This window comes from Thermoanaerobacter ethanolicus JW 200, from assembly GCF_003722315.1.
GTDB classification, from domain to species: domain Bacteria; phylum Bacillota; class Thermoanaerobacteria; order Thermoanaerobacterales; family Thermoanaerobacteraceae; genus Thermoanaerobacter; species Thermoanaerobacter ethanolicus.
Map to the genome: position 1 here is coordinate 890687 of NZ_CP033580.1, position 21552 is coordinate 912238.

General features: G+C 33.5%; 26 protein-coding genes and 1 pseudogene. 19 read left to right on the forward strand and 8 right to left on the reverse strand.

The window, feature by feature from the left end:
• Positions 1-5: 5 nt before the first annotated feature.
• Positions 6-980 carry a porphobilinogen synthase gene (gene hemB / locus EB239_RS04335; protein ID WP_003870860.1) on the forward strand — a complete coding sequence of 325 codons (975 nt, stop codon included), beginning with the start codon at positions 6-8 and terminating at the stop codon, positions 978-980.
• Positions 962-1534 (forward strand): precorrin-2 dehydrogenase/sirohydrochlorin ferrochelatase family protein, encoded by a 573-nt coding sequence (locus tag EB239_RS04340; protein WP_003870859.1) that lies wholly within the window; start codon positions 962-964, stop codon positions 1532-1534. Before hemB ends, EB239_RS04340 begins: the two co-directional genes overlap by 19 nt.
• On the opposite strand, the gene EB239_RS04345 is transcribed toward EB239_RS04340, so the two are convergent.
• Together EB239_RS04345 and EB239_RS04350 are read right to left on the reverse strand one after the other, a co-directional pair.
• Positions 1526-1927, reverse strand: coding sequence for a PIN domain-containing protein (locus EB239_RS04345; protein WP_003870858.1), 402 nt, complete (start codon positions 1925-1927; stop codon positions 1526-1528). The two genes, EB239_RS04340 and EB239_RS04345, sit on opposite strands and share 9 nt — an antisense overlap.
• The gene (locus EB239_RS04350; protein ID WP_003867142.1) at positions 1908-2192 is read right to left on the reverse strand and encodes an AbrB/MazE/SpoVT family DNA-binding domain-containing protein; all 285 of its coding nucleotides are present in this window, start codon (positions 2190-2192) and stop codon (positions 1908-1910) included. Before EB239_RS04350 ends, EB239_RS04345 begins: the two co-directional genes overlap by 20 nt.
• A gap of 122 nt (positions 2193-2314) precedes the next feature.
• On the opposite strand from EB239_RS04350, the gene hemL reads away from it, so the two are divergent.
• A complete protein-coding gene (gene hemL / locus EB239_RS04355; RefSeq protein ID WP_003870857.1) occupies positions 2315-3604 on the forward strand; it encodes a glutamate-1-semialdehyde 2,1-aminomutase in 1290 nt (429 codons plus the stop codon).
• A 328-nt stretch (positions 3605-3932) separates the two neighbouring features.
• On the opposite strand, the gene EB239_RS04360 is transcribed toward hemL, so the two are convergent.
• Both EB239_RS04360 and EB239_RS04365 read right to left on the reverse strand, forming a co-directional pair.
• Positions 3933-4706 (reverse strand): slipin family protein, encoded by a 774-nt coding sequence (locus EB239_RS04360; protein WP_003870856.1) that lies wholly within the window; start codon positions 4704-4706, stop codon positions 3933-3935.
• On the reverse strand, positions 4699-6027 hold the full coding sequence (locus tag EB239_RS04365; protein ID WP_003870855.1) for an NfeD family protein: 1329 nt from the start codon (positions 6025-6027) through the stop codon (positions 4699-4701). The genes EB239_RS04360 and EB239_RS04365 overlap by 8 nt, the downstream gene beginning before the upstream one ends.
• 192 nt (positions 6028-6219) lie before the next feature.
• Here EB239_RS04365 and EB239_RS04370 point away from each other — a divergent pair, with 192 nt between their 5' ends.
• Positions 6220-6930, forward strand: coding sequence for a YIP1 family protein (locus EB239_RS04370; protein WP_003870854.1), 711 nt, complete (start codon positions 6220-6222; stop codon positions 6928-6930).
• 100 nt (positions 6931-7030) lie between these two features.
• A complete protein-coding gene (locus EB239_RS04375) occupies positions 7031-7549 on the forward strand; it encodes a GrpB family protein (protein WP_003870852.1) in 519 nt (172 codons plus the stop codon).
• A 30-nt stretch (positions 7550-7579) separates the two neighbouring features.
• Here EB239_RS04375 and EB239_RS04380 read toward each other — a convergent pair whose 3' ends face one another.
• Positions 7580-8791: an NADP-dependent isocitrate dehydrogenase gene (locus tag EB239_RS04380; RefSeq protein WP_003870851.1), complete on the reverse strand. Its 1212-nt coding sequence runs from the start codon at positions 8789-8791 to the stop codon at positions 7580-7582.
• A 399-nt stretch (positions 8792-9190) separates the two neighbouring features.
• Here EB239_RS04380 and EB239_RS04390 point away from each other — a divergent pair, with 399 nt between their 5' ends.
• From EB239_RS04390 to EB239_RS04400, 3 genes are read left to right on the forward strand one after another with little or no spacing between them, the layout of a single operon-like run.
• Positions 9191-9421: an ATP-binding cassette domain-containing protein gene (locus EB239_RS04390; protein ID WP_003867135.1), complete on the forward strand. Its 231-nt coding sequence runs from the start codon at positions 9191-9193 to the stop codon at positions 9419-9421.
• 55 nt (positions 9422-9476) lie between these two features.
• Complete coding sequence (locus EB239_RS04395) at positions 9477-9836, forward strand: ATP-binding cassette domain-containing protein (protein ID WP_279625026.1); 360 nt, start codon at positions 9477-9479, stop codon at positions 9834-9836.
• Positions 9824-10156: a hypothetical protein gene (locus EB239_RS04400; protein ID WP_318261436.1), complete on the forward strand. Its 333-nt coding sequence runs from the start codon at positions 9824-9826 to the stop codon at positions 10154-10156. The genes EB239_RS04395 and EB239_RS04400 overlap by 13 nt, the downstream gene beginning before the upstream one ends.
• 45 nt (positions 10157-10201) lie before the next feature.
• On the opposite strand, the gene EB239_RS04405 is transcribed toward EB239_RS04400, so the two are convergent.
• Positions 10202-10885, reverse strand: coding sequence for a rhomboid family intramembrane serine protease (locus EB239_RS04405; RefSeq protein ID WP_003870849.1), 684 nt, complete (start codon positions 10883-10885; stop codon positions 10202-10204).
• Between the two features lie 247 nt (positions 10886-11132).
• On the opposite strand from EB239_RS04405, the gene EB239_RS04410 reads away from it, so the two are divergent.
• The 9 genes from EB239_RS04410 (at position 11133) to EB239_RS04445 (ending at position 18559) form a co-directional block, all read left to right on the forward strand.
• Positions 11133-11687, forward strand: a complete 555-nt coding sequence (locus tag EB239_RS04410; RefSeq protein ID WP_318261457.1) for an IS607 family transposase — start codon at positions 11133-11135, stop codon at positions 11685-11687.
• On the forward strand, positions 11668-13104 hold the full coding sequence (locus tag EB239_RS04415) for an IS200/IS605 family accessory protein TnpB-related protein (protein ID WP_129545094.1): 1437 nt from the start codon (positions 11668-11670) through the stop codon (positions 13102-13104). The genes EB239_RS04410 and EB239_RS04415 overlap by 20 nt, the downstream gene beginning before the upstream one ends.
• Positions 13105-13250: 146 nt before the next feature.
• Positions 13251-13394, forward strand: a complete 144-nt coding sequence (locus tag EB239_RS14895; RefSeq protein ID WP_003870846.1) for a hypothetical protein — start codon at positions 13251-13253, stop codon at positions 13392-13394.
• 64 nt (positions 13395-13458) lie between these two features.
• Complete coding sequence (locus EB239_RS04420; protein ID WP_003870845.1) at positions 13459-14307, forward strand: ABC transporter ATP-binding protein; 849 nt, start codon at positions 13459-13461, stop codon at positions 14305-14307.
• Position 14308: 1 nt separating this feature from the next.
• Complete coding sequence (locus tag EB239_RS04425) at positions 14309-15115, forward strand: ABC transporter permease (protein ID WP_003867126.1); 807 nt, start codon at positions 14309-14311, stop codon at positions 15113-15115.
• Between the two features lie 3 nt (positions 15116-15118).
• A complete protein-coding gene (locus EB239_RS04430; protein WP_003871569.1) occupies positions 15119-15328 on the forward strand; it encodes a hypothetical protein in 210 nt (69 codons plus the stop codon).
• Positions 15329-15459: 131 nt separating this feature from the next.
• Complete coding sequence (locus tag EB239_RS04435; RefSeq protein WP_129545095.1) at positions 15460-16737, forward strand: transposase; 1278 nt, start codon at positions 15460-15462, stop codon at positions 16735-16737.
• A gap of 191 nt (positions 16738-16928) precedes the next feature.
• Entirely contained in the window at positions 16929-17573 is a 645-nt protein-coding gene (locus EB239_RS04440; protein WP_318261437.1) for an ABC transporter permease, read from the forward strand.
• Between the two features lie 203 nt (positions 17574-17776).
• On the forward strand, positions 17777-18559 hold the full coding sequence (locus EB239_RS04445; protein ID WP_003871173.1) for a LuxR family transcriptional regulator: 783 nt from the start codon (positions 17777-17779) through the stop codon (positions 18557-18559).
• Between the two features lie 167 nt (positions 18560-18726).
• Here the strand turns inward: EB239_RS04445 and EB239_RS14900 are convergent.
• A pseudogene (locus tag EB239_RS14900) lies at positions 18727-19152 on the reverse strand (transposase); the annotation flags it as partial.
• Between the two features lie 135 nt (positions 19153-19287).
• Between EB239_RS14900 and EB239_RS04460 the strand changes: the two are divergent.
• Together EB239_RS04460 and EB239_RS04465 are read left to right on the forward strand one after the other, a co-directional pair.
• A complete protein-coding gene (locus tag EB239_RS04460; RefSeq protein ID WP_129545096.1) occupies positions 19288-19509 on the forward strand; it encodes a hypothetical protein in 222 nt (73 codons plus the stop codon).
• 559 nt (positions 19510-20068) lie between these two features.
• Complete coding sequence (locus EB239_RS04465; RefSeq protein ID WP_003871177.1) at positions 20069-20968, forward strand: PqqD family protein; 900 nt, start codon at positions 20069-20071, stop codon at positions 20966-20968.
• 132 nt (positions 20969-21100) lie between these two features.
• Here EB239_RS04465 and EB239_RS04470 read toward each other — a convergent pair whose 3' ends face one another.
• Positions 21101-21442, reverse strand: a complete 342-nt coding sequence (locus EB239_RS04470) for a hypothetical protein (protein ID WP_208638267.1) — start codon at positions 21440-21442, stop codon at positions 21101-21103.
• Positions 21443-21552: the final 110 nt, after the last annotated feature.

The window sequence follows — 21552 nt, forward strand, 5'->3', positions numbered from 1 at the left end:
ATAAAATGGATTTGGTAAAAAGGCCAAGAAGGCTTAGGATGAACAGCATTTTAAGGGATATGATAAGAGAAACTTCTTTAGATGTAGGTGACCTTATATATCCTCTTTTTGTTGTGCCAGGAGATAATATAAAAGAAGAGATAGATTCAATGCCGGGTGTTTACCATTTTTCTATAGATTTGCTTATAGAAGAAGTTAAAGAAGTGCGTGACGTTGGAATTCCTGCTATTTTACTTTTTGGTGTGCCTTCATATAAAGATGAATTGGGGTCAGAGGCTTACAGCGAGGAAGGTATCGTTCAAAAAGCCGTAAGAGAAATAAAAGAAAAAGTGCCAGAAATTGTAGTAATAACAGATGTATGTATGTGTGGGTATACAATTCATGGACACTGTGGCATTGTTGAAAATGGCCAAGTTCTAAATGACAAAACAGTGGACTACATTGCTAAAATAGCCTTGTCCCATGTTGAGGCAGGGGCGGATATTGTAGCGCCTTCTGACATGATGGATGGAAGAGTAGCTGCCATAAGAAAGCTTTTAGATAGTAAAGGATTTGTAAATACACCTATTATGGCTTACAGTGCTAAATACGCTTCCTCTTTTTATGGACCTTTTAGAGAAGCAGCCCATTCTGCTCCACAATTTGGCGACAGAAAGTCTTATCAAATGGACTATGGAAACTCCAATGAAGCCTTAAGAGAAATAGCTCTTGACATTGAAGAAGGAGCAGATATTGTCATGGTAAAGCCGGCACTTTCTTATCTTGACATTATAAGGCGGGTAAAGGATAATTTCAACATTCCTATTGCTGCTTATAATGTAAGTGGAGAATATTCAATGGTAAAGGCGGCAGCTAAGATGGGTTGGATTGATGAAAAATCTACAGTCTTAGAAATACTCACTTCAATTAAAAGAGCAGGGGCAGACATAGTTATAACCTACTTTGCAAAGGATGTTGCAAAATGGCTTATTACCCTGTAATGCTTAATATAAAAAACAAAAAATGCCTTGTTGTAGGTGGTGGCAAAGTTGCTCTTAGAAAAATTTTATCTCTTGTTGAAGGAGAAGCTTTAGTTACTGCCATTTCTCCTTCTTTTGATGAAGGAATAATTGAGCTTGCAGCAAAAGAAAAAGTGGAACTTATAAGACGTGAGTATCAACAAGGGGATGTAAGGGGATTTTGTGTTGCGATTGCTGCTACAGATGATGAGAAGGTAAATAAACTTGTGGCGTCAGATGGAGAAAAATACAATGTGCTTGTAAATGTGGTTGATGATAAAGACCTTTCTTCTTTTATTGTACCTGCCATTGTAAAAAGGGGAGACTTAATTATTTCTATATCTACAAGTGGCAAAAGTCCACTTCTTTCGAGAATGATAAAAGAAAAATTGGAGTCAATTTTCAATGATGACTATGAAAAACTATTACAAAAACTATATCAGAAGAGGATGGAATTAAAGGAAAAAGATTTTGCTGAAGAAGAGAAAATGGCTATTTACAGAAAAATTATTGAAAAAAGCGGGCTGTTAAAATAATTTTACGTTAAGCCTTGAGAAATGTTTTTTATCAAAAGTAAATACTTTTTTGTCTCCTGAATTTATCGCATGGGCAGCTATATACGCATCAATAAAATCAACATTATTTTCTTTATAGCTGTTTAGAGATAGAATTAATGTGTCCCGTTCTTCTGCTTCCACAGCTTCAGAACATATAAAGGTAATAAGCGTATCAGATATTTGATCCTTTGATATCTTGTAGAAAGACTCAAGTGTCCATACTACTTCTGCAATAGTGAGAGGAGATACGAGAAGTTTTAATTCTCCGCTGTCCGCTTTTTTCATAATTTCATACGCTTTTGCATAAAATTCTTCATTGTCCTTTAAAAGGTATCTCAAAATGACATTGGCGTCAATCCATATTTTCTCCATTGTTATTTCTCCTTACTCTTTTATTTACCCAAATTTCTTTTGTATTTTCTGTTTCTTCATCAATGCTTTTGAATTTTACTTGAGATTTTAACGTTCCACCTAATTGTGAAAGTTTTTTCTTTTTTATTAATTTCAACACTATTTCTTTGTTGTCTTGTACTATAAAGATGACGTTATCTCCTATATCAGCGCCAATTGCTTTTCTGATTTCTGCAGGCAATTGAATTTGCCCTTTGCCTGTAATTGTAGACGTAGCATGTATCATTTTTTCACCTCCACATATCTTTTACTTAGATTATAATACATGATTTATTATTTTTCAATTACTTATGATTTATTCATGAAATTTAAACAGAGAATGATAAAAATTTAGGAAGAGGTGATTCTGTGAAAACTGATAAATCGCAAAAGCTTTTTGAAAAGGCTAAAAAACTTATGCCGGGTGGTGTCAATAGCCCTGTAAGGGCTTTTAAATCAGTAGGAGCTACTCCTGTTTTTATAAAAAAGGGGCAAGGAAGTCATATTTGGGATGAAGATGGCAATGAATACATAGACTACGTTCTTTCATGGGGACCGCTAATACTTGGGCATTCACATCCACAGGTGGTAGAAGCTATTAAAAAGCAGGCACAACTTGGGACCAGTTTTGGAGCCTGCACAGAGTTAGAAGTTAAGATGGCAGAAAAAGTAATTGAGGCTGTTCCATCTGTAGAAGTTGTCAGAATGGTAAATTCAGGCACAGAAGCCACTATGAGTGCTATAAGATTGGCAAGGGGATATACGGGCAGAGACATCATTGTAAAATTTGAAGGATGTTATCACGGACATTCTGACAGCTTACTTATAAAAGCAGGCTCAGGGGCACTTACTTTTGGAATGCCTGATTCAAAGGGCGTGACAAAAGAGGTAGCAAAAAACACAATTATAGCGAGATACAATGACATCAAAATGGTAGAAGATATTTTTAAAGTTTATGGTGAAAATATCGCTGGTGTCATTGTAGAACCTGTTGCCGGAAACATGGGTACTGTTTTGCCTGATGAAGAGTTTTTAAAGGGATTGAGAGAGATTACTACAAAGTATAAATCACTTTTAATTTTTGATGAAGTGATGACAGGTTTTAGAGTGTCTTATTCAGGGGCACAAGGACTTTACAACATTATGCCTGATATTACTACGCTTGGTAAAATTATTGGTGGAGGTCTTCCTGTTGGTGCCTATGGAGGAAGAGAAGAGATTATGAGAATGGTTTCTCCTGATGGACCGGTGTATCAAGCAGGGACTTTGTCTGGCAATCCTCTAGCAATGATAGCAGGCTTTGAGACTTTAAAAATATTATCTGAAACTTCCGATATTTATGAAGAGTTAGACAAGAAAGCAGAAAAATTGTGTAAAGGGCTAAAAGAAAGCATGGTTCAAAATGGAATTGATGTTACAATAAATAGAATAGGCAGCATGATGTGCATGTTTTTTAATAAACACGAAGTAAAAGACTATGAGTCTGCGCTAAAATCAAATACTACTTTGTACGCTAAATATTTTAGAGAGATGCTTAAAAGGGGAATATACATGCCGCCTTCGCAATTTGAAACCTTCTTTTTGTCAACTGCTCACACAGATGAAGACATTGAAAAAACGATTGAAACAAGTTTTGAAGTGGCGAAAATTATAAGTTAGCAATTAGAATAAAGGCATCTTCACATTTATTGACAACTATTTGCAAAATGCTCGCTCTCAGACTCCGGCGGGGTTCCGGCCACATTCGACATCCTTGTCTCAGGTGGCCGCTTCCGCCATCCGTGGCTCCAGCCTCGCCTACGTCTTTCGAGCTTGCTAAGTTTCCCGGCACTCAAGTAAGTATGATTGTTTTTCTATTTTTGCTTTATAAACTTTCTTACTTGAGTGCCGGGCTGCTTTGTCGCGAGTCGCATTACTTCACAAAATGCCAATCTTGCAAAATAGTTTGTTTACAGTTTTAAGCTGCTGAAAACTCAGCAGCTTAAAACTATTCATTTTTACTTTCTTTTTGTCCTTGAGGGAAAAATTGCTGAAAAATATCTAAAGACATTGGGAAAACTACTATGTTTGACCTGTCATTAGCTATTTCTCTTAAAGTTTGAAGATACCTAAGTTGCAGAGAAACGGGTTGTGAGGCTATGATGCGGGCAGCTTCAGCAAGTTTTGCCGCTGCTTGATATTCTCCATCAGCATTTATAATTTTAGCACGGCGTTCCCTTTCTGCTTCTGCTTGTGCTGCCATGGCCCTTTGCATGCTTTGTGGTAGTTCTACATCCCTTATTTCCACAAGATTCACTTTTACTCCCCATGGCTCTGTTCCCTCATCTATAATCTCGCGAAGCCTCTTGTTTATTTCTTCTCTGTGAGATAATAATTCGTCTAAGTCAGACTGACCTAAAACGCTTCTTAGTGTAGTTTGTGCCAGCTGAGATGTTGCTCTTATGTGGTCTAAAACTTTTATAACAGCGTTGGCAGGGTCTATTACTCTGAAGTATACTACTGCATTTACTTTAACAGTAACGTTGTCTCTTGTAATTGCCTCTTGTGTTGGTACTTCCATTGTTATGACTCTCAAATCTACTTTTTGCATTCTCTCTATTATAGGAATCAAGAAAAATATTCCTGGTCCTCTTACACCTACGTAGCGCCCGAGACGAAAAATTACGCCCCTTTCGTATTCCTGTACTATTCTAATGGATGCGGAAATTAAACTTATAAGGATTATTAATAAGGTGAATAGAAATGCAAAACTCTCAATCATTTTTTTTACTGCCTCCCTCTTTTATTTTTTCAACTTTAACTGTCAAACCCTCTACTGCTGTAATGACCACCTTTTCGCCTTTTGCAATATACTCTTTAGATTCTGCCTGCCACCTTTCTCCTTCTACCAAGACTATGCCATTTGGATTAATATCACTTACTGCAATACCTATTTCACCAATTAGACCTTCTACTCCTGTGACTACTTTTCTCTTTTGAGCTTTTATAACAGCAGCTAAGAGGAAAGAAACAAAAGCTGCCATGAAAAAGGCTGTTGCGAAAACTACTCCTTTGTTTATAGTGAGTCCCATTTGGTTTCCACTAAATAACATTAAAGAGCCAAGTACGAAGGAAGTTATACCGCCCACTGCTAAAATTCCATGGCTTACCACAAAGGCCTCAGATGCCAAAAGCACAAGCCCTAATATGACAAGAAGCATTCCACTTAATTGAGCATTTAATGTTCCAAGTGTGTAGAGGCCTAAAAGTAAGCTTATTCCTCCTGCCACACCGGGAAAGATAGCCCCAGGATGATAAAGCTCCAATACAATGCCCAAGATACCAGCGCTCATGAGAAGATAAGCAATATTTGGATCGCTTATTGCAAAGAGAAATTTTTGAGCTGAAGACATTGGGAAGTATTTGATTGGACCATCAGTTTGCAAAGTTGTAATTGTGCCGTCAAAATTTTTGACTGTAAGGCCGTTTATTTTTTTTAGAAGGTCATTTAAATTAGTAGCTTTAAAATCGACTAAATGGGCATTTAATGCTTCTGTGTCAGTAAAAGATTTGCTTTCAATAACTGCCATTTCAGCATTTTTGGGGTCTCTCCCTCTGTTTTCTGCGATGCTTCTTATCCAGGCAGCAGCGTCATGAGTGAGTTTTTGCCTTTGTACATCTGATAAAGCAGAGTCGTCTTCCATTGACACAGGATGGGCGGCGCCTATTCTACTTCCAGGAGCCATTGCAGCGACATTTGCTGAAAGTGTTATGAAAGTACCAGCAGAGCCCGCCCAAGCTCCTGCGGGGGAGACATATACTACCACAGGAATATGAGAATTTAGTATTTTTGTGACGATTTTTTGAGTAGTAGAATACAAACCGCCAGGAGTAGAAAGTTCTATGACTATACAACTTGCACCATTTTTTTCTGCTTCCTGCAAGCCACTTTCAATGTAATCTGCGACAACTGGTACAATAGGGCCATCAATGGATAGTACATAAACGGGGCTTTGGGGCGGAACTGCTTTTAAAGAAGAAAGTGGCAGTATAACAAAAATTAACAAGATTATAAATAGTAAAATTTTCCTTAATTTAAACACTTTTTGTTCCCCCCTTTAATAACATTTTAACATAACTGAAAAATTTTATATAGTATTTTATGTGATTGGCAGAAATTTTTTTGAAGGATTTTTTATAAAAATGTAGAATTTAATTTATGTGTTTATTGATTTATATATTCGACAAAAAACTCAAAAACCTTTTTTATTTTTAACCTAAAAGGAGGAAATTTAATGGCGTTTTTTAGAGTTGAAACAGAAGAAGACATAAAAAATTTAAATTTTCTCGAAAGAATTTACGGAATTCTATTTAAACCTTCTATTACAATAAAAAACTTAATGTATCAACCTAAATTAGTTTATCCAGCTATAGTTAAAATTGTCGGGATAGTGTTTCTTTATATCTTACGTTATCCTGTATATGAAAGACATATACGTGAACTTTTAAAAATGAGGTTATCGCAACCAGACGCAGGATTTACGCCACAGGAAATAGATTTAGCTATTAAGTTGGCGCCAAGATCTGTAATAACTTCTACGCTTATAAATAATACACTTTCGTGGATTTTTATCGTGTTAGCTCTTTATGCTGTAATCAAATGGGTATTTAGAGGAAAAGCGGATGTAGTACAATTATTTTCAATTACTGGTTATGCCTATACTCCTGTTTTAATATATTTTCTAATATGCTTTATTGCATCCTTTTTTACAGGACAGCTTTTAGTGGATATGTCACCTGCATTGTTGTTTCCTTCGTTAAAAGGAACTACAATATATGGCTTTTTGAGAAGTATTGATCCCTTCATGGTGTGGCAGTTTATAATCATAGGTATAGGAATCAAGATGACAAGTGAACTTAAAAAAAGTGATGTATATTGGGTAACTGTTTTTGTGTTTCTAATTAGTATATTTATAAATATTGATTATTATAAACTGCTGGATTGATATGCAAGAAATGACAGGAGGAAAGCTCGAAATCACTGACAAAAGCCCTATTTTTACGCAGCATGCTAACAAATTTATTCTTAGGGGTGAAGAAACTTAAATGAAAAATAAGAGAAAAGTAGAAGTTATTGATTATCAATCAGATTGGAAGAAAAAATTTGAAGATGAAGCAGAAATATTAAGGGAAATATTGAAAGATATAATCGTTGATATTCACCATATTGGTAGTACAGCTATTCCGAATATAAAAGCTAAACCGATAATTGATATTTTAATTGAGGTTAAAGAAATAGATAAAGTAGACCAATTTAATGACAAGCTAATTCAACAAGGCTATATTCCTTTAGGAGAAAACGGAATCCCAAATCGGAGATTTTTCATAAAAGGGGATGAGATTAATCGTACACATCATGTTCATATTTTTCAAACTGGAAATCCCGAAATTGCACGTCATATTCGATTTAGGGATTATCTAATAAATCATCCAGATGAGGCAAAAGCCTATTCTGACTTGAAAGACGAATTAGCCAAAAAGTATCCCTATAATATTGAGGAATATATTAAAGGGAAGGATCACTTTATCAAAGAGATTGATCAAAAGGCAACGAAAGAACGATAGACAAGGGGACGGTTCCCTTGTCTATCCTTTTTATAATATTTCTTCTAATGTCTTTTTAATTTCAATGAGGAAACTTTCTGTATTTACAACAGTTTTATTTGGCAAGTCAGAAAGCATAGCTAAGTCTTTTGTCATTATGCCCTTTTCAATTGTCTGAAGGGATGCTTTTTCAAGTTTATCTGCGAAGTTTACAAGGTCTTCTATTCCGTCAAGTTCTCCTCTCTTTTTCAAAGCACCTGTCCATGCGAAAATTGTAGCAATAGAATTTGTAGAAGTTTCTTCTCCTTTAAGGTATTTATAATAATGCCTTGTAACTGTTCCATGAGCTGCTTCAAATTCGTATTTACCATCAGGAGATACCAGTACAGAAGTCATCATGGCGAGGCTTCCAAATGCTGTTGCTACCATATCTGACATCACATCGCCGTCATAATTTTTGCATGCCCAAATCATTCCGCCTTCAGACCTTACAATTCGAGCTACGGCATCGTCAATAAGGGTATAAAAATATTCAATTCCTGCTTCTTCAAATTTTTCTTTATATTCATTTTCATATATTTCCTGGAATATGTCTTTAAATCTGTGGTCATATATTTTTGATATGGTGTCTTTGGTCGCAAACCACAAATCCTGCTTGGTGTCTAAGGCATAGTTAAAACATGCTCTTGCAAAACTCTTTATTGATTCATCAGTGTTGTGCATGCCGAGGATAACTCCAGGACCTTCAAATTCATGTATTGTCTGCTTTGACACTTCACCACTTTTTGATACGAAAACAAGTTCTGCTTTTCCTTTATTTTCGACTCTGTATTCCACATCTTTATAAATGTCTCCATAGGCATGCCTTGCAATTGTAATGGGCTTTTTCCATGTTTTTACGAGAGGTTTGATACTTTCTACAATAATAGGTGTGCGAAAAACTGTTCCGTCAAGTATTGCTCTGATTGTACCATTAGGGCTTTTCCACATTTTTTTAAGATTGTATTCTTCAACTCTCTGGGCATTGGGAGTAATTGTTGCACATTTTACACCAACACCATATTTTTTGATGGCATATGCCGCATCAACTGTGACTTGGTCCTCTGTTTCGTCTCTGTTTTTAATTCCAAGGTCATAATATTCCGTTTTGAGGTCTATATAGGGCTCTAAAAGTATTTCTTTTATCAATTTCCATATGATTCTTGTCATTTCGTCCCCGTCCATTTCAACGAGGGGAACCTTCATTTGAATTTTATCAGCCATTTATTTCTCTCCTTTGTTTAAAATATAACAAAAACTTCGAAAATTTATCAATACAAATTGATAAAGCATAACTTGAATATTATTATATAGGATAAGTCATATTTTCGCAACAGAAAAATTATTTTATCCTTTTCGTTCCAAATTCCACAAATTTAATTTTAAATATTGTATAATATTTTATGGAATTAATAAATTTTTAAAAATGTTTATAGCATTTTGTGGGTATTAAAAATGGACTTTTTATGTCCACAAAAGGAATTACTTTCTTCTTATAAACGATGCAGTAAAATGGGTATCGACACTTCAATAACTGCACCATTAATAATGCTAAAATCAAGCAGGTTTAGAAAATGATGTAATTATACTTTCGATAGACAATAACAAGGAAGGATAAAAGATTTGCTTACTGTTAAAAATTTATACAAAAAATACAATAAAAGCAAGGTTATAGTTTTAAACAATATATCTATGGATATAAATAAAGGGGAAATAGTAGGACTTCTCGGCCCGAATGGAGCAGGGAAAACCACTTTACTCAAAATAATATGCGGTTTAACAATTCCTGATTCAGGTGAAGTTATTATGAAGTTATTATATCTAATATCAAAATGGAAGACAAAACTCGATTAAAAATAATGAAAAAATAGGCGTAGTACTTGAAGGCAACAAGAATTTATACTGGGCTATTTCTGTCCTTGATAATTACTATTATTTTGGAAGTATAAAGGGGAAAACAATGGGAGAATTAAAGAAAAATATAGAAAAATATGCAGACGTTCTAAAAACGAAAGAATTATTAACACGAAAAGTAAACACTCTTTCAATGGGTCAAAAAGAAAGGGTAACAATAACTGCTTCTTTACTTCACGAACCGGAGCTTTTAATTTTGGATGAACCTTCCAATGGATTAGATATAGAATCACGTATCTTACTTACCAGTGCTATTAAGACTTTGAGAGAGGAGATGAAGATAACAGTATTGATTGCTTCCCATGATACTGACTTTTTAAGAAAAACAGCTGATTCCTCCTTTTGGGGTATATGATGTATGCCATGGGACTTATTTTGGGAGGACTTTCTCTAATAGCAAAAAGAATTAATCAATTGACGCTACTTATACAAATCCTGCTTCTTTTTATAACAGACACATTAACTAAAACATCTCCTTCCAGCGCAATTAGTTGCATTATACCACTTACAGTGGGAAATGATATAGCGAGAAAATCAGTAAGTAATATTGCTATTTCTTACAATGAGTGGTTGATACTTATACTTGTGAGTATGCTGTGGTTTATAGTTGGTTCGGTAGTTTTTGGTATGAGTAGTAGGTATGCTAGAAAAAATGGTTTATTGGGTACATATTAGCTTCCTTGGGACTGTGGAGAAATCGCCATTGTGAGCACGAGTTAATTAATACCTATCTCTAAGGAACAACCTATTTAACAACACACCACTGATAAATCCTCCTATGTGCGCCCACCAGGCTATTCCACCAACCGTTGTACCACCAATGACAGAGTAGACCGTGCCGGAATAGAGCTGGGTCAGGAACCATAGGAAGAGATAGACTACGGCGTGTATTGGGAGGAAGACTGGAACCAGGAAAAAGGTTGGTACCAGGGTGATTATCCTTGCCGACGGGAATAATATGAAGTAAGCACCCATAACGCCTGCAATAGCTCCAGAAGCCCCTACCACCGGCACTGGTGAGATGGGATTAAAAACCAGGTGAAATACACCTGCGATTACCCCACTAAGGATGTAGAAAATGAGGAATCTTATATGACCCATTCTATCTTCAACATTATCTCCGAACAGCCAAAGTATCCACATGTTGCTAATTAGGTGAAATGTGTTACCGTGAAGAAACATACTGGTGATAAAAGGGTATAAGTCGCTGCCGGAAAACGGTACACCGGATATAACCAGTTTTGTAATTTTTGCCGGTATAAGCCCGTATTTGTAAACAAACCCGGCAAAAGTGCTGTATGAAGCACTTGAAAGAGTGAAGAAGATGATCGAATTTATTATTATGAGCAGGAGCGTAATGAGGGGTGGTCGTCTGCTTGGTATATTATCCCTGATTGGAAACATCTTTAACCCTCCACTTTTTTTATTCTACCTTTGCAGGAAAACCGAGTTCCGTATCAAATCAAAATTATATTAAGATTATAGCACAAGTAATTCTGAAAAAGTAATATTGTAATGATTAAGTAAATTTATTAAGTGCCAGGAAAAGAGGAGGTCAAAACAGTTGGAATTAGTAGTAAAAAATGATATAATTTTAATTGGGTGATGATGAATGTTATTAACTATAAAAAAGGTTAAATAGCTATATGATATAAGCAGAATTACATTAATAAACTGGGAAAAGGAAGGATTAATAACCCCAGTTGGAACACCAAAAGGAAGAAGAAGGTACAAAAAAGAAGATATAGAGAAGTTATTAGGCATGCTGGAAGAAAAACCGAAACCTAAAGTAATTTTGTATGCAAGAGTGTCCACAAAGAAACAAGAAGAATATCTTAAGAATCAAATTAGAAGGCTTGAAGAATACGCTAATTCCCAAGGATGGCAGTATGAAGTCATACATGAGATAGCAAGTGGGGTAAATGAAAACAGGAGAGGTTTATTAAAGCTTTTGAACAAGATAAAAAGAGGAGAAGTTGAAAAAGTTGTAATAGAATATCCTGATAGACTTGCGAGGTTTGGTTTTGAATATCTCAAATTTTTCATGGAAAGCTTTGGAGTGGAGCTTATAGTTTTAAATGGGAAAGAAAACGAAGAAGATGCAAATAAAGAACTAGCAGAAGACTTAATAGCAATAGTAACATCTTTCGCAGCAAGAATTTACGGACAACGGGGTGGCAAAAAGCATGATAGTAATACAGGCTAAACTCATTTTTCTAAATCAAGAAGACAAACAAATAGTATTAGACTTAATGAGAAGATGGTCTTCTTGTATGAGATTTGCATATAAGAGACTCTTAGAAGGCTATGATAGAAACACATTAAAAAGAGACCTTCAGGGAACATTTGATTTAAACTCAAGATATGTAGATGATGCAATAATGAAAGCAAGAAGCACATTAGAATCCTCTAAAGAATTAGGGAGTAATCCGAAGAAAGTAATCTTTGGAGGAAGAAAATTATTTAAAAAACTACAAAAACGCCATATAAACGGGAAAGCATATAAAAAATTAAAAATTAGGTGGCATGAGAAAAGAAAAGGGAATCTCTATTCAAGAGGGGATAAAAGCAAAAAAGGAAATCTCAACACAAGAATAGAAGTAAGAAAAAATGGCACTTTTTTAAGGATAAATGTAGGGGAAAGAAAGTACGTATATGCGAAGATACAGGTGGGATGGAAGAAGAATAAAAACAGAGAAGAGATACTTCAGGAAATTGCCAAATCAAACATGCCATACTCTGTAGAATTAAAACTTAAAAATGGCAATATATACGCTTATTTTGCTATTGAAGAAGAATATCCAGAAATAAAAATAACAAAAGAAAAAGGAGCAATAGGGATAGATATAAATGCATATCCAGACAACATATCATGGGCAGAGACAAATGAAAAAGGGAATCTAATAAGCTATGGGAATATGTCAATGCCAGAGCTTGCAAGTGGAAATAAAGACAAAAGAGAATATTTCAGATGGCAGTATGCTCATGAAATAGTAAAAATAGCAAAAGAGAAAGGAAAAGCAATTGTAATTGAAGAATTAGAAATAAAAGACAAAGGCAAAAGAGGGGACTTTTCAGGGAGAAAATCAAGAAGGATAAGACATAATTTTAGCTATAAATCACTTCTTTCAAAAATAAAAACATTAGCAAGAAGAGAAAGGATAGAAGTAATAGAAGTCAATCCTTCTTACACCTCAATAATAGGGATGTTAAAATATGCACCGCAATACATGATAACGAAAGATATAGCAGCAGCCTATGTAATAGCAAGAAGGGGGTTGGGACTACAAGAAAAGATACCAGATAATTATATAAAGTTTCTCAACACATTGACTGAAAAGGAATTAGAAGAATTAAAAGAGCATATAAAAAACACAGTCAAAAACAGACATTTAAAGAAAAAGCATTTGAGAGAAATAGACAAAGCAATAGAATTTTTACAAAGCCTTGAGAGTGAGTCAGAAAGGGTACTGAAACCTCTGGATGGAACAAGTTTTAGTACCTATGATTTCTGGCAAGTTCTCAAGGTAGCGGTGGTGACTCCATTCTCTCCTGAGAAGGTACCAAGAGACTTCTCTACCCTGATAGGATTACTAATTCAGGGCAAGTGGGGAGACCCGTGAGGGCGCAAGTTCCTGCTTCTTGGGGCAGGGGCTATGGCTTTCCCAAAAACCGCCTGCTGGGGCTGGGAAAGCCTGAAGGGCGGACTACAAATACCCCAGCTATCTAAACTGTACATTTTTGTACAGTTTGGGTGACCAGGATACAAATGAGAGTTATTGAGGTTAAGAATTTAACAAAAGTTTATTGCGCTTATGAAGGGAAAAGTCTTGGAAGGATTTTTAAAAGACTATGGAGTAGGGAAGGTGTAAAAGAAGTTAAAGCATTAGGCGGTATTTTGGCGCAGGAATAGGGAAGATTGGCTTGAAGGTGTAAAAGAAGTTAAAGCATTAGATAATGTCAGCTTTTCTATTGATTTGGGTGAAAGTGTAGGGCTAATTGGAGTAAATGGGGCTGGAAAATCCACAATCATAAAAATTTTAACAGGGATTTTAGAGCCTACAGAGGGTGTGGTCAGAGTATTTGGCAATATTCCTTCAAAACATAGAATGAAAAACAATTATAGAATTGGGGCAGTATTTGGACAAAGAACCCAGTTAAGATGGGACCTGCCAGCTTATGAGTCTTACAGCTTGCTGAAGGAAATTTATAATGTAGATGATAAAGTTTTTAAAGAAAGGCTTGATTATTTTTCTGAAGTGCTTGATATAAAAGAAATTATGCATAGACCAGTAAGGACATTGAGTTTAGGTGAAAAGATGAGGGCTGAGTTATGCGCTGCTTTTCTACACGGGCCGGAGATTGTGTTTTTAGATGAGCCTACCATAGGTTTAGATGTTTTTAGCAAAGAGGCCTTACTTCATTTTTTAAAAGAAATCAAGAAAGAGAAGAAAGTTACAATTATTCTCACTACCCACGATTTATCTGACATTGAGGAGGTAAGTGATAGAATAATAATTTTGGATAGAGGTAAGATTCTCCTTGATGCTTCAAAAGATGAAGTTTTAAACACATTAGAAGTTGGAAGCCAAATCATCTTTACACTGAAAAACAAAGAAGCAGTAATACCACAAAGTGTAAAAAGTTTGCTTTTTAGTATATCTAAAAACTTTTTAAAGGTTGACAACGTTTCTAAAGATTTAGTGCCTCAAGTGCTTACAGATGTATTTAGTTACAATACTGTGTTAGGAGTAGAAATAAAATATCCTGACTTTAAAGATATTGTAAAACAAATTTGTCTTCAAAATAAAGATAGGGGCAGGTAAAATGGAGACAATCTCTACAAAGGCAAAATTGGGTTTTAAATTGATAAAAATAGGGTTTGAAAGCCAATACATTTACAGATTAGGTACCTTTTTTAGTTTTTTATCTGGTCTGCTTTACCTAATTATGCAGTATTTTTTGTGGCGGGCTATATATCATTCCGGCGATATAAAACAGTATAGTTTTAATGATATTATTTTTTATATCTTTTTAGCCCAGATTATAAGTTACGTGTTTCCAACGGATGTAAGTAGTAAAATAGCTTTTCATGTTAGAACAGGAGACATCATTCATTTACTTTTAAAACCAGTTAAAATTGAAACACAGCTATTTTATGAATCTCTGGGCAAAAGTGCATATAGGTTATTAATAAATGGGGGATTCATCTTTATAGTTCTGTTGGTTCTTCTTCCTTATAAATTAGAACTGACAGTTTTAAGATTTTTTCAATTTGCACTTATACTTTTACTGTCATATGTTTTTGTGTTCTTTTTTGAACTGCTGATGGGGATTATAGCTTTTTATACCACCAGTACTTGGGGAATACAAAGCTTTAAATATGTCATAGTGGGAATATTTTCAGGAAGATTGATGCCAATATCTCTCTATCCTCCTGTTTTTAGAAAGATAGTTGATTGGCTTCCTTTTAGAATAATTTATTTTACACCCATAGAGTTTATTATGAATAAAGCCAATTATGATTTTTGTAATGTAGTAAAATATCAAACTGTATCAATTGCTTTATTGCTTTTATTGTATGTTCTTGTCTATAGAAATGCCTTAAAGAAAATAAAGGTACAAGGTGGTTAATATATGAAAAATATGCTTTTGAGGTACATAAAGCTTTATATTCACTTTACAAAGATAAATATAAGCTCTTTTATGGAATACGATGCTGATTTTCTTTTTGGAATTGTTGCCTTGATTTTAAAGAACTTGATAAACCTTTTAATAATCTTTTTTATATTTCACCTTATTGACAATATTAATAGGCTTGTGCAAAATTCAAAAGCCTTCATTTAAGCGATTCTGAAGACATACTTTTTTTCTATCACTCTTGAATTTTTTATCTTTTATGTAGGATTTCACCTCCCATTTGTCGAATTATTATATATACAGCATGAAAATATTTCTTAAGGAGGAGGAAATCCTACATGTACCAGCTTCAATTACTTTTAAATATACCTGAACTCTTTACTTCCCAGTCTAAAATAGACTTTTATTCTTCTATGTTTAAAAATCTTGATCTGTCTTCAATACCTGAATTCCCTTCCTCTAGTCCTGGCCGTAAGGGTTACTCTCATCATGCAATGTTTAGAGCTTTTATTGTTATGCAAGCTGAAAGATTCGGTACAATTTCTGACCTCCTGGATTATCTCCGCAATAATCTTATCATTGCTCATCTTTGTGGCTTTAACATTTTTAAACCTCTTCCTTCTTATTGGACTTTCCGCCGTTTTATTAATGAGTTCTCTCATGATTATTTAACCACTATCTTTCAAAATCAAGTCAATATCCTCAAAAATATGGGTATTATCTCTGGTGAGTTTATTTCCATGGACTCTACCCCTATTAAAGCTAACACTAAGTTAAATAACCCTAAGTCTTTTTCTAAAAATAAATTCTCTAAAGATAATCAGCCTAAGTCTGATAAGGATTGTAAATTAGGCGTTTATTCTGCTTCTAATGATTCTTCTAATAAACGTTATAAGTTTTATTGGGGCTATAAAAATCATATTATTGTTGATGCTATCTCTGGATTACCTATCGCTGAAACTACTACTCCTGCTGATGTCCCTGATTTTGATGTCGCTTTGTCTTTACTTGCTGATACTAATAATTGGTTTAAACTGACTGGTACTAATTTTATCGCTGATAAAGGTTATGACGTTAAGAAACTCTATAATTATGTTAGAGATACTCTCCATGGTCATTGTTTTATTCCTCTTAACAAGCGTAATTCTAAAAATCCCCCTCTGACTGATGATGGTTATATGGTTTGTGAAGCAGGTATTAAAATGCTCAAAGACGGCAAGCAATATTTTGATGGTTTTATTAAGCAAAAATTTGTTTGCAAGTTCTGCAATTCTAAAGATGACTCTGCTTGCCCTATTCAGCATCCTAAATATTTTAATGGCAAAAAGCATAGAGGCTGTACTAAGTATGCTATTATATCTTCTGATTATAGGTCCTCTATTAATAGAGACTCCCTATATTTTAAGGCTGTCTATAAATTGAGGATTGAATCAGAAAGATATAATTCCCGCTTTAAAGCTCTAGATTTTGAAAAAGCTTATGTCAGAAATATTAATTCTGTCAGCAACCTTAATATTTTTGGCCATATTACTTTGCTTACTGTCGCTATTGTAGCTATTAAACTGGGTAAATTTGATGAGTTTAAGTCCCTTGTTGGTCTGATGCAATCGGCTTAACTTTTGCTGAATTTGGTTCATGCCATTTTTTAACATTTGACTTCTACAGGATATTTATGCCCTTTTTTAGCTCCTCTTTTTGTCTTTTCTTTTCCTTTACCACTTTCTTTATGTTCGATTGTCAGTCCTAATTACTATATATTGTATGTCATACATATTTTGGCTTTTGTTCGTGATTATTTTTATTAATTTTGCACATCCCTAACAATATTAAAGGATGGGACTTCAATCAAATTTTATTTTTATACGGTTTTTCAAGTACAAGTTTTGCAATTTGGCACTGCTTTTTTATAAATACTATTTCACTGCCTTTCTATACGAGGACAGGTTTATTAGATAGTTTTTTATTAAAACCGGTTGATGTCATATTTCAGATAATGGCAGACTCTTTTGATGAAGATGGTATAGGAGATTTAATATTTGGCATAATTGTTCTTATAATTGCCATTGTTAGGCTGAAAATAGTGTCAATAAAATTAATCTTTTTGCCTGTATTACTTCTTTCAGGAAGTTTAATATATGCTTCCTTGGGACTAATATCTTCTTCAATTTCTTTTTTTACAATTGGCGAAACAGGTTTATCCAACCTTGTAATGGATTTTTTTGAATTTTCAAAATATCCAATCACAATATACAACGATATCCTCAAAATTGTTTTTACAGTTTTGATTCCAATTGGTTTTACAGCTTTTTATCCCAGTTTGTTTTATATAGCAAATTATAAATATGGTTTGGTGCTAGTATTAATAACTCCTGTAGTTTCGATCCTCTTTTTCTTAATTTCATACAAAGTTTGGAACTTGGCTTTAAGGCATTATTCAAGTGCTGGCAATTAAGCAGAAATTTTTCAATTTGACTTTGTCTACAGCCTAAGAGGAGAGTATTCTCCTCGATTTTTTTATAATTACCAATTGTAAAATATTAGGCGAAAAATGCATTTTCGTTCCCCAAAATGACACTTTCGTTCCAAATTTCACAAATTTTGCTCTAAATATTGTATAATATTAAAAAATGGTTCAATCTTTTTGGGGGTATAAAAATGAATTTTTCATGTCCGCAAGAGGAACTAAGTTTTTCATATAAACAATGTATAGAAATTGGTATTGACCCTTCAATAATTTTCCCATTGATTTTATTAAATCAAGAAGATTTGCAAAAGAGAATACATACAAATAAAGAACTCATAGAAGCTTTTCATATGAGTGTAGAAGAGGAGTGGGTAAAAGGTGAGTATCTATTTTTGCTCAGTGATATTGAAGGATATTTGTTGGATGTAAAATGCAGCACAAAAGAGAAAAAGTGTATAAAAGATTCAGGCTTTGAACGGGGAGTATCCTTTAGAGAAGAAAGCTGTGGTACAAATGCGATTTCAATGGCAATGCGATTAAAGAGGGTAGTGTATGTAAGACCTCAGGAGCACTACTGTAAGATATTCAAAAAATGGCACTGCATTGCTTCACCTATAATAGTAGAAAATGGGGAAATAGTAGGCTATGTGGATATATCAACTATTGATAAAAAGATTGCGGATGAAGTATCAATGGTAATAAAACTGCTAGCTGAGAAAATAGCAACTGAGTATGAAAAGATAGTAAAAGAAAAAGAGCTAAATAAGATAAAGATAAAATTAAATGACAGCCAGACAAAAATACTGGCATTAGAGGCAAAAGGATACAGAGAATCAGATATAGCAAAAGTTCTTGGAATAGGGGTTGTGACTGTGAAATATCACAAGAGAAAAATAGTAGAGAAGCTTGAGGTAAAAAATCTCAAAGAGGCAGTAGTGAAGGCTATTAAATTAGGTTTGATAGATATGGACTAAAATTTAGGGCTATACTTTAGTATAATTATTTTGCTTATTTATGTAAACCTTAACTGGAAATGTAATAAAAACTATACTAAAGTATAGTAGACATTGGAAAATTTGTATGTTACAATAGCTGTAGAAAAGTTTGGTAGATTAGGAGGGATATAAACAATAATATGTTTTTTAATAGGGGTAGTAGAATCCATAGAGACAAACTCACTGAAGATAACGCCCATATTTTTGAGGATATTGACCTGGTTTTGAAAGATAGAGGTCAAATAATCATGAGAGAACTCATTAATAAAAAGGCGGAAAGTCCAATAAGAAGGAAGAGGTTTAAGGATGTTAAAGCCACAAAGATGAGCAATGATAAGATTATTGCGGAGATAATCTAAGAGGTCAGAAATTGTACCGAATCTTAAATCTTAATGGCAATAAAAGCTCTGAAAAGTGCATGATGAGAATAATCCTTACGGCCAGGACTAGAGGAAGGGAATTCAGGTATTGAAGATAGGTCAAGATTTTTAAACATAGAAGAATGGAAATCAATTTTAGACTGAGAAGGTAAAGAGTTCAGGTATATTTAAAAGCAATTGAAGCTGATACATGTAGGATTTTCTCCTTCTTAAAAAATTTTTTTATAGTGTATATATAATAATTCGACAAATGGGAGGTGAAATCCTACATAAAAGATAAAAAATTCAAGAGTGATAGGAAAAAAGTATATCTGTAGAATGGCTTAAATGAAGGCTTTTGAATTTTGCACAAGTCTAATATCAGAAAGGATAGGAGGTGAGAAAATGACATATGTAAAACCCACAATTCAAACACTAGGCTCTAAAAACATCAGCTTAAATGGGATAATACAACCTATAGGAAATTGGTCATATTTTTTAATTTTCCTACCACATATAGTAGTTGTTGAAACATATGCCGTAGCAGTGACTTCCTACAACTATCAATAAAATTTACAGGCACATTTATAAGTTGTAAGGAGAAAATCTAATGCAAAATTTGTAGTAAAATTATGTTTTAAAAAATTATGGAACTGATGTAACACGTTGTTCATTGATATAAAGAAGACACGAAAAAATTTAGAATATTTGTTACTATCTTGACCCGTAAATCTAATAGCAAGCGATTGATTACTAACATTGATACCGATGATCAAAGTATTCGGCATTGAAAAAATAACAAGTGGTTCCATGAGTCCGGCCTTAATTGATAGTAGTATAGTAGTAATCACCGTGAAAAAACAAAAATTAGTTATAACTCTTAAAAAACACAGATAGATAAAATCCAATTAACAGGGAATCTTCTGATAAATATTGGATTTATAAAAGTAAGGTGTTAGAATGAAACAAAATAACAAGAATTCCAAAAATAAAATTCAATAAAATAATAGTAAAAAGTCATTGCTATTATTCCAAAAATATTATTTTAAGATAAGTGTATAAAAACATAATAATATTAAAATTTTAATTTAAGAATAAGAAATTTTACAAAAATATAAGGGGGAAAGATATGGTCAGGTATAATGTGATGCATGCTATTCCAATATTCAATAAAGAAAGTTTAGAATATTTAAGAGAAGAAAAAAATGGGTACATAACAATAATTCTAAAAAACCATCCGGAATTGCGCGAACTTATAATTAATCCAACAGCGGTAGAAATACTAAAAAAATGTGACGGAGAAAATACAATGGAAGATATACATAATTACTTATGCGATAAATATGATAGTATAGACAGTAAACAAATAGCAAATGATGTACTACAAGTATTATCAAATTTTACAAAAGTAGGGCTTATTAGTTGGAAAGGGGAGAAAAACCCATTTATGAGTATTTATGAAGAAATGTTAGATGGTATTAGATTACGAATAGCAGAAGAGACAGATATAAAAAGTATAATTAAAATGGTAGAAGTAATAAAATCAAAAAAAGGTGATGAAAGCATCTTATGTTATATAAACCCCTATAAAAAAATTGATATTGAATATCAAGAAGTAGCAATTAGACAAAAACTATTTGCTTTTACAGAGGAATTTGTTTTAGTTAGTAAAGATAATAATGATATAGGTTTAATTAGTTTTGCAATTCCTATTGATTATAAAAGTAGTGCGTGGTCAATCAATTTAATATACATACCCATTGAAGTATTTGATAAAGCATTTAAATATGCAATTACTAAGATACCTTTAATATCTGTAAGGAGAATCACCAAAATAAAATTTCATTGGATAGAGGGCACAATAGACAAAAGAGTATTAGACTGTTTTGCAAAATGTGGATTTAGTTTTGAAGGAACTTTTAGAAAAGAAATTAATTTGGAGAATGTGAGAGTATATGCATATTATATTAATGAGGAGAATTGTAAAGAACAAAAACCAAATTATACCGAGAATATGGTAATTATATGAGTTTTAGAAAATGGATTTAAACATATTGAAAATTAGAGAAAAACAAAAAATACTAAAAAGGAATAAATTATACAAAAACTAAATTAGGCTAAAAAATTTAAGCCGATTGTATCAGACCAACAAGAAAAAGACTTAAACTTTGGACACAAAAAAGCTCATATAATCAAAAGTATTAAAATTGCTGGCAAAATTAACATTCCTCATATAAGCTTTTTCAAAGTCTAAAGGTTTAAAACGGTAATTATATCTTTCTGACTCAATTCTCAGGCTATAAACAGCTTTAAAATATGTGGAATCTCTGTTAATAGAGGATTTATAGGCAGAAGATAAGACGATATATATGATACAGCTTCTACGCTTTTTGCCATTAAAATATCTAGGATTACTTGATAAGGCGAGTCGGATCATTTTCAGAATCGCAGAACCTACAAATAAATTTTTGCTTGAGAAAGCCGTCAAAATACTGATTGCCATCTTTAAGCATTTTAATACTGGTTTCACAAACAATATAACCATCATCAGTCAATGTGAGATTTTTTGGAATTGCGCTCGTTGAAAGGGACAAAGCAGTGACGTTGTAATGT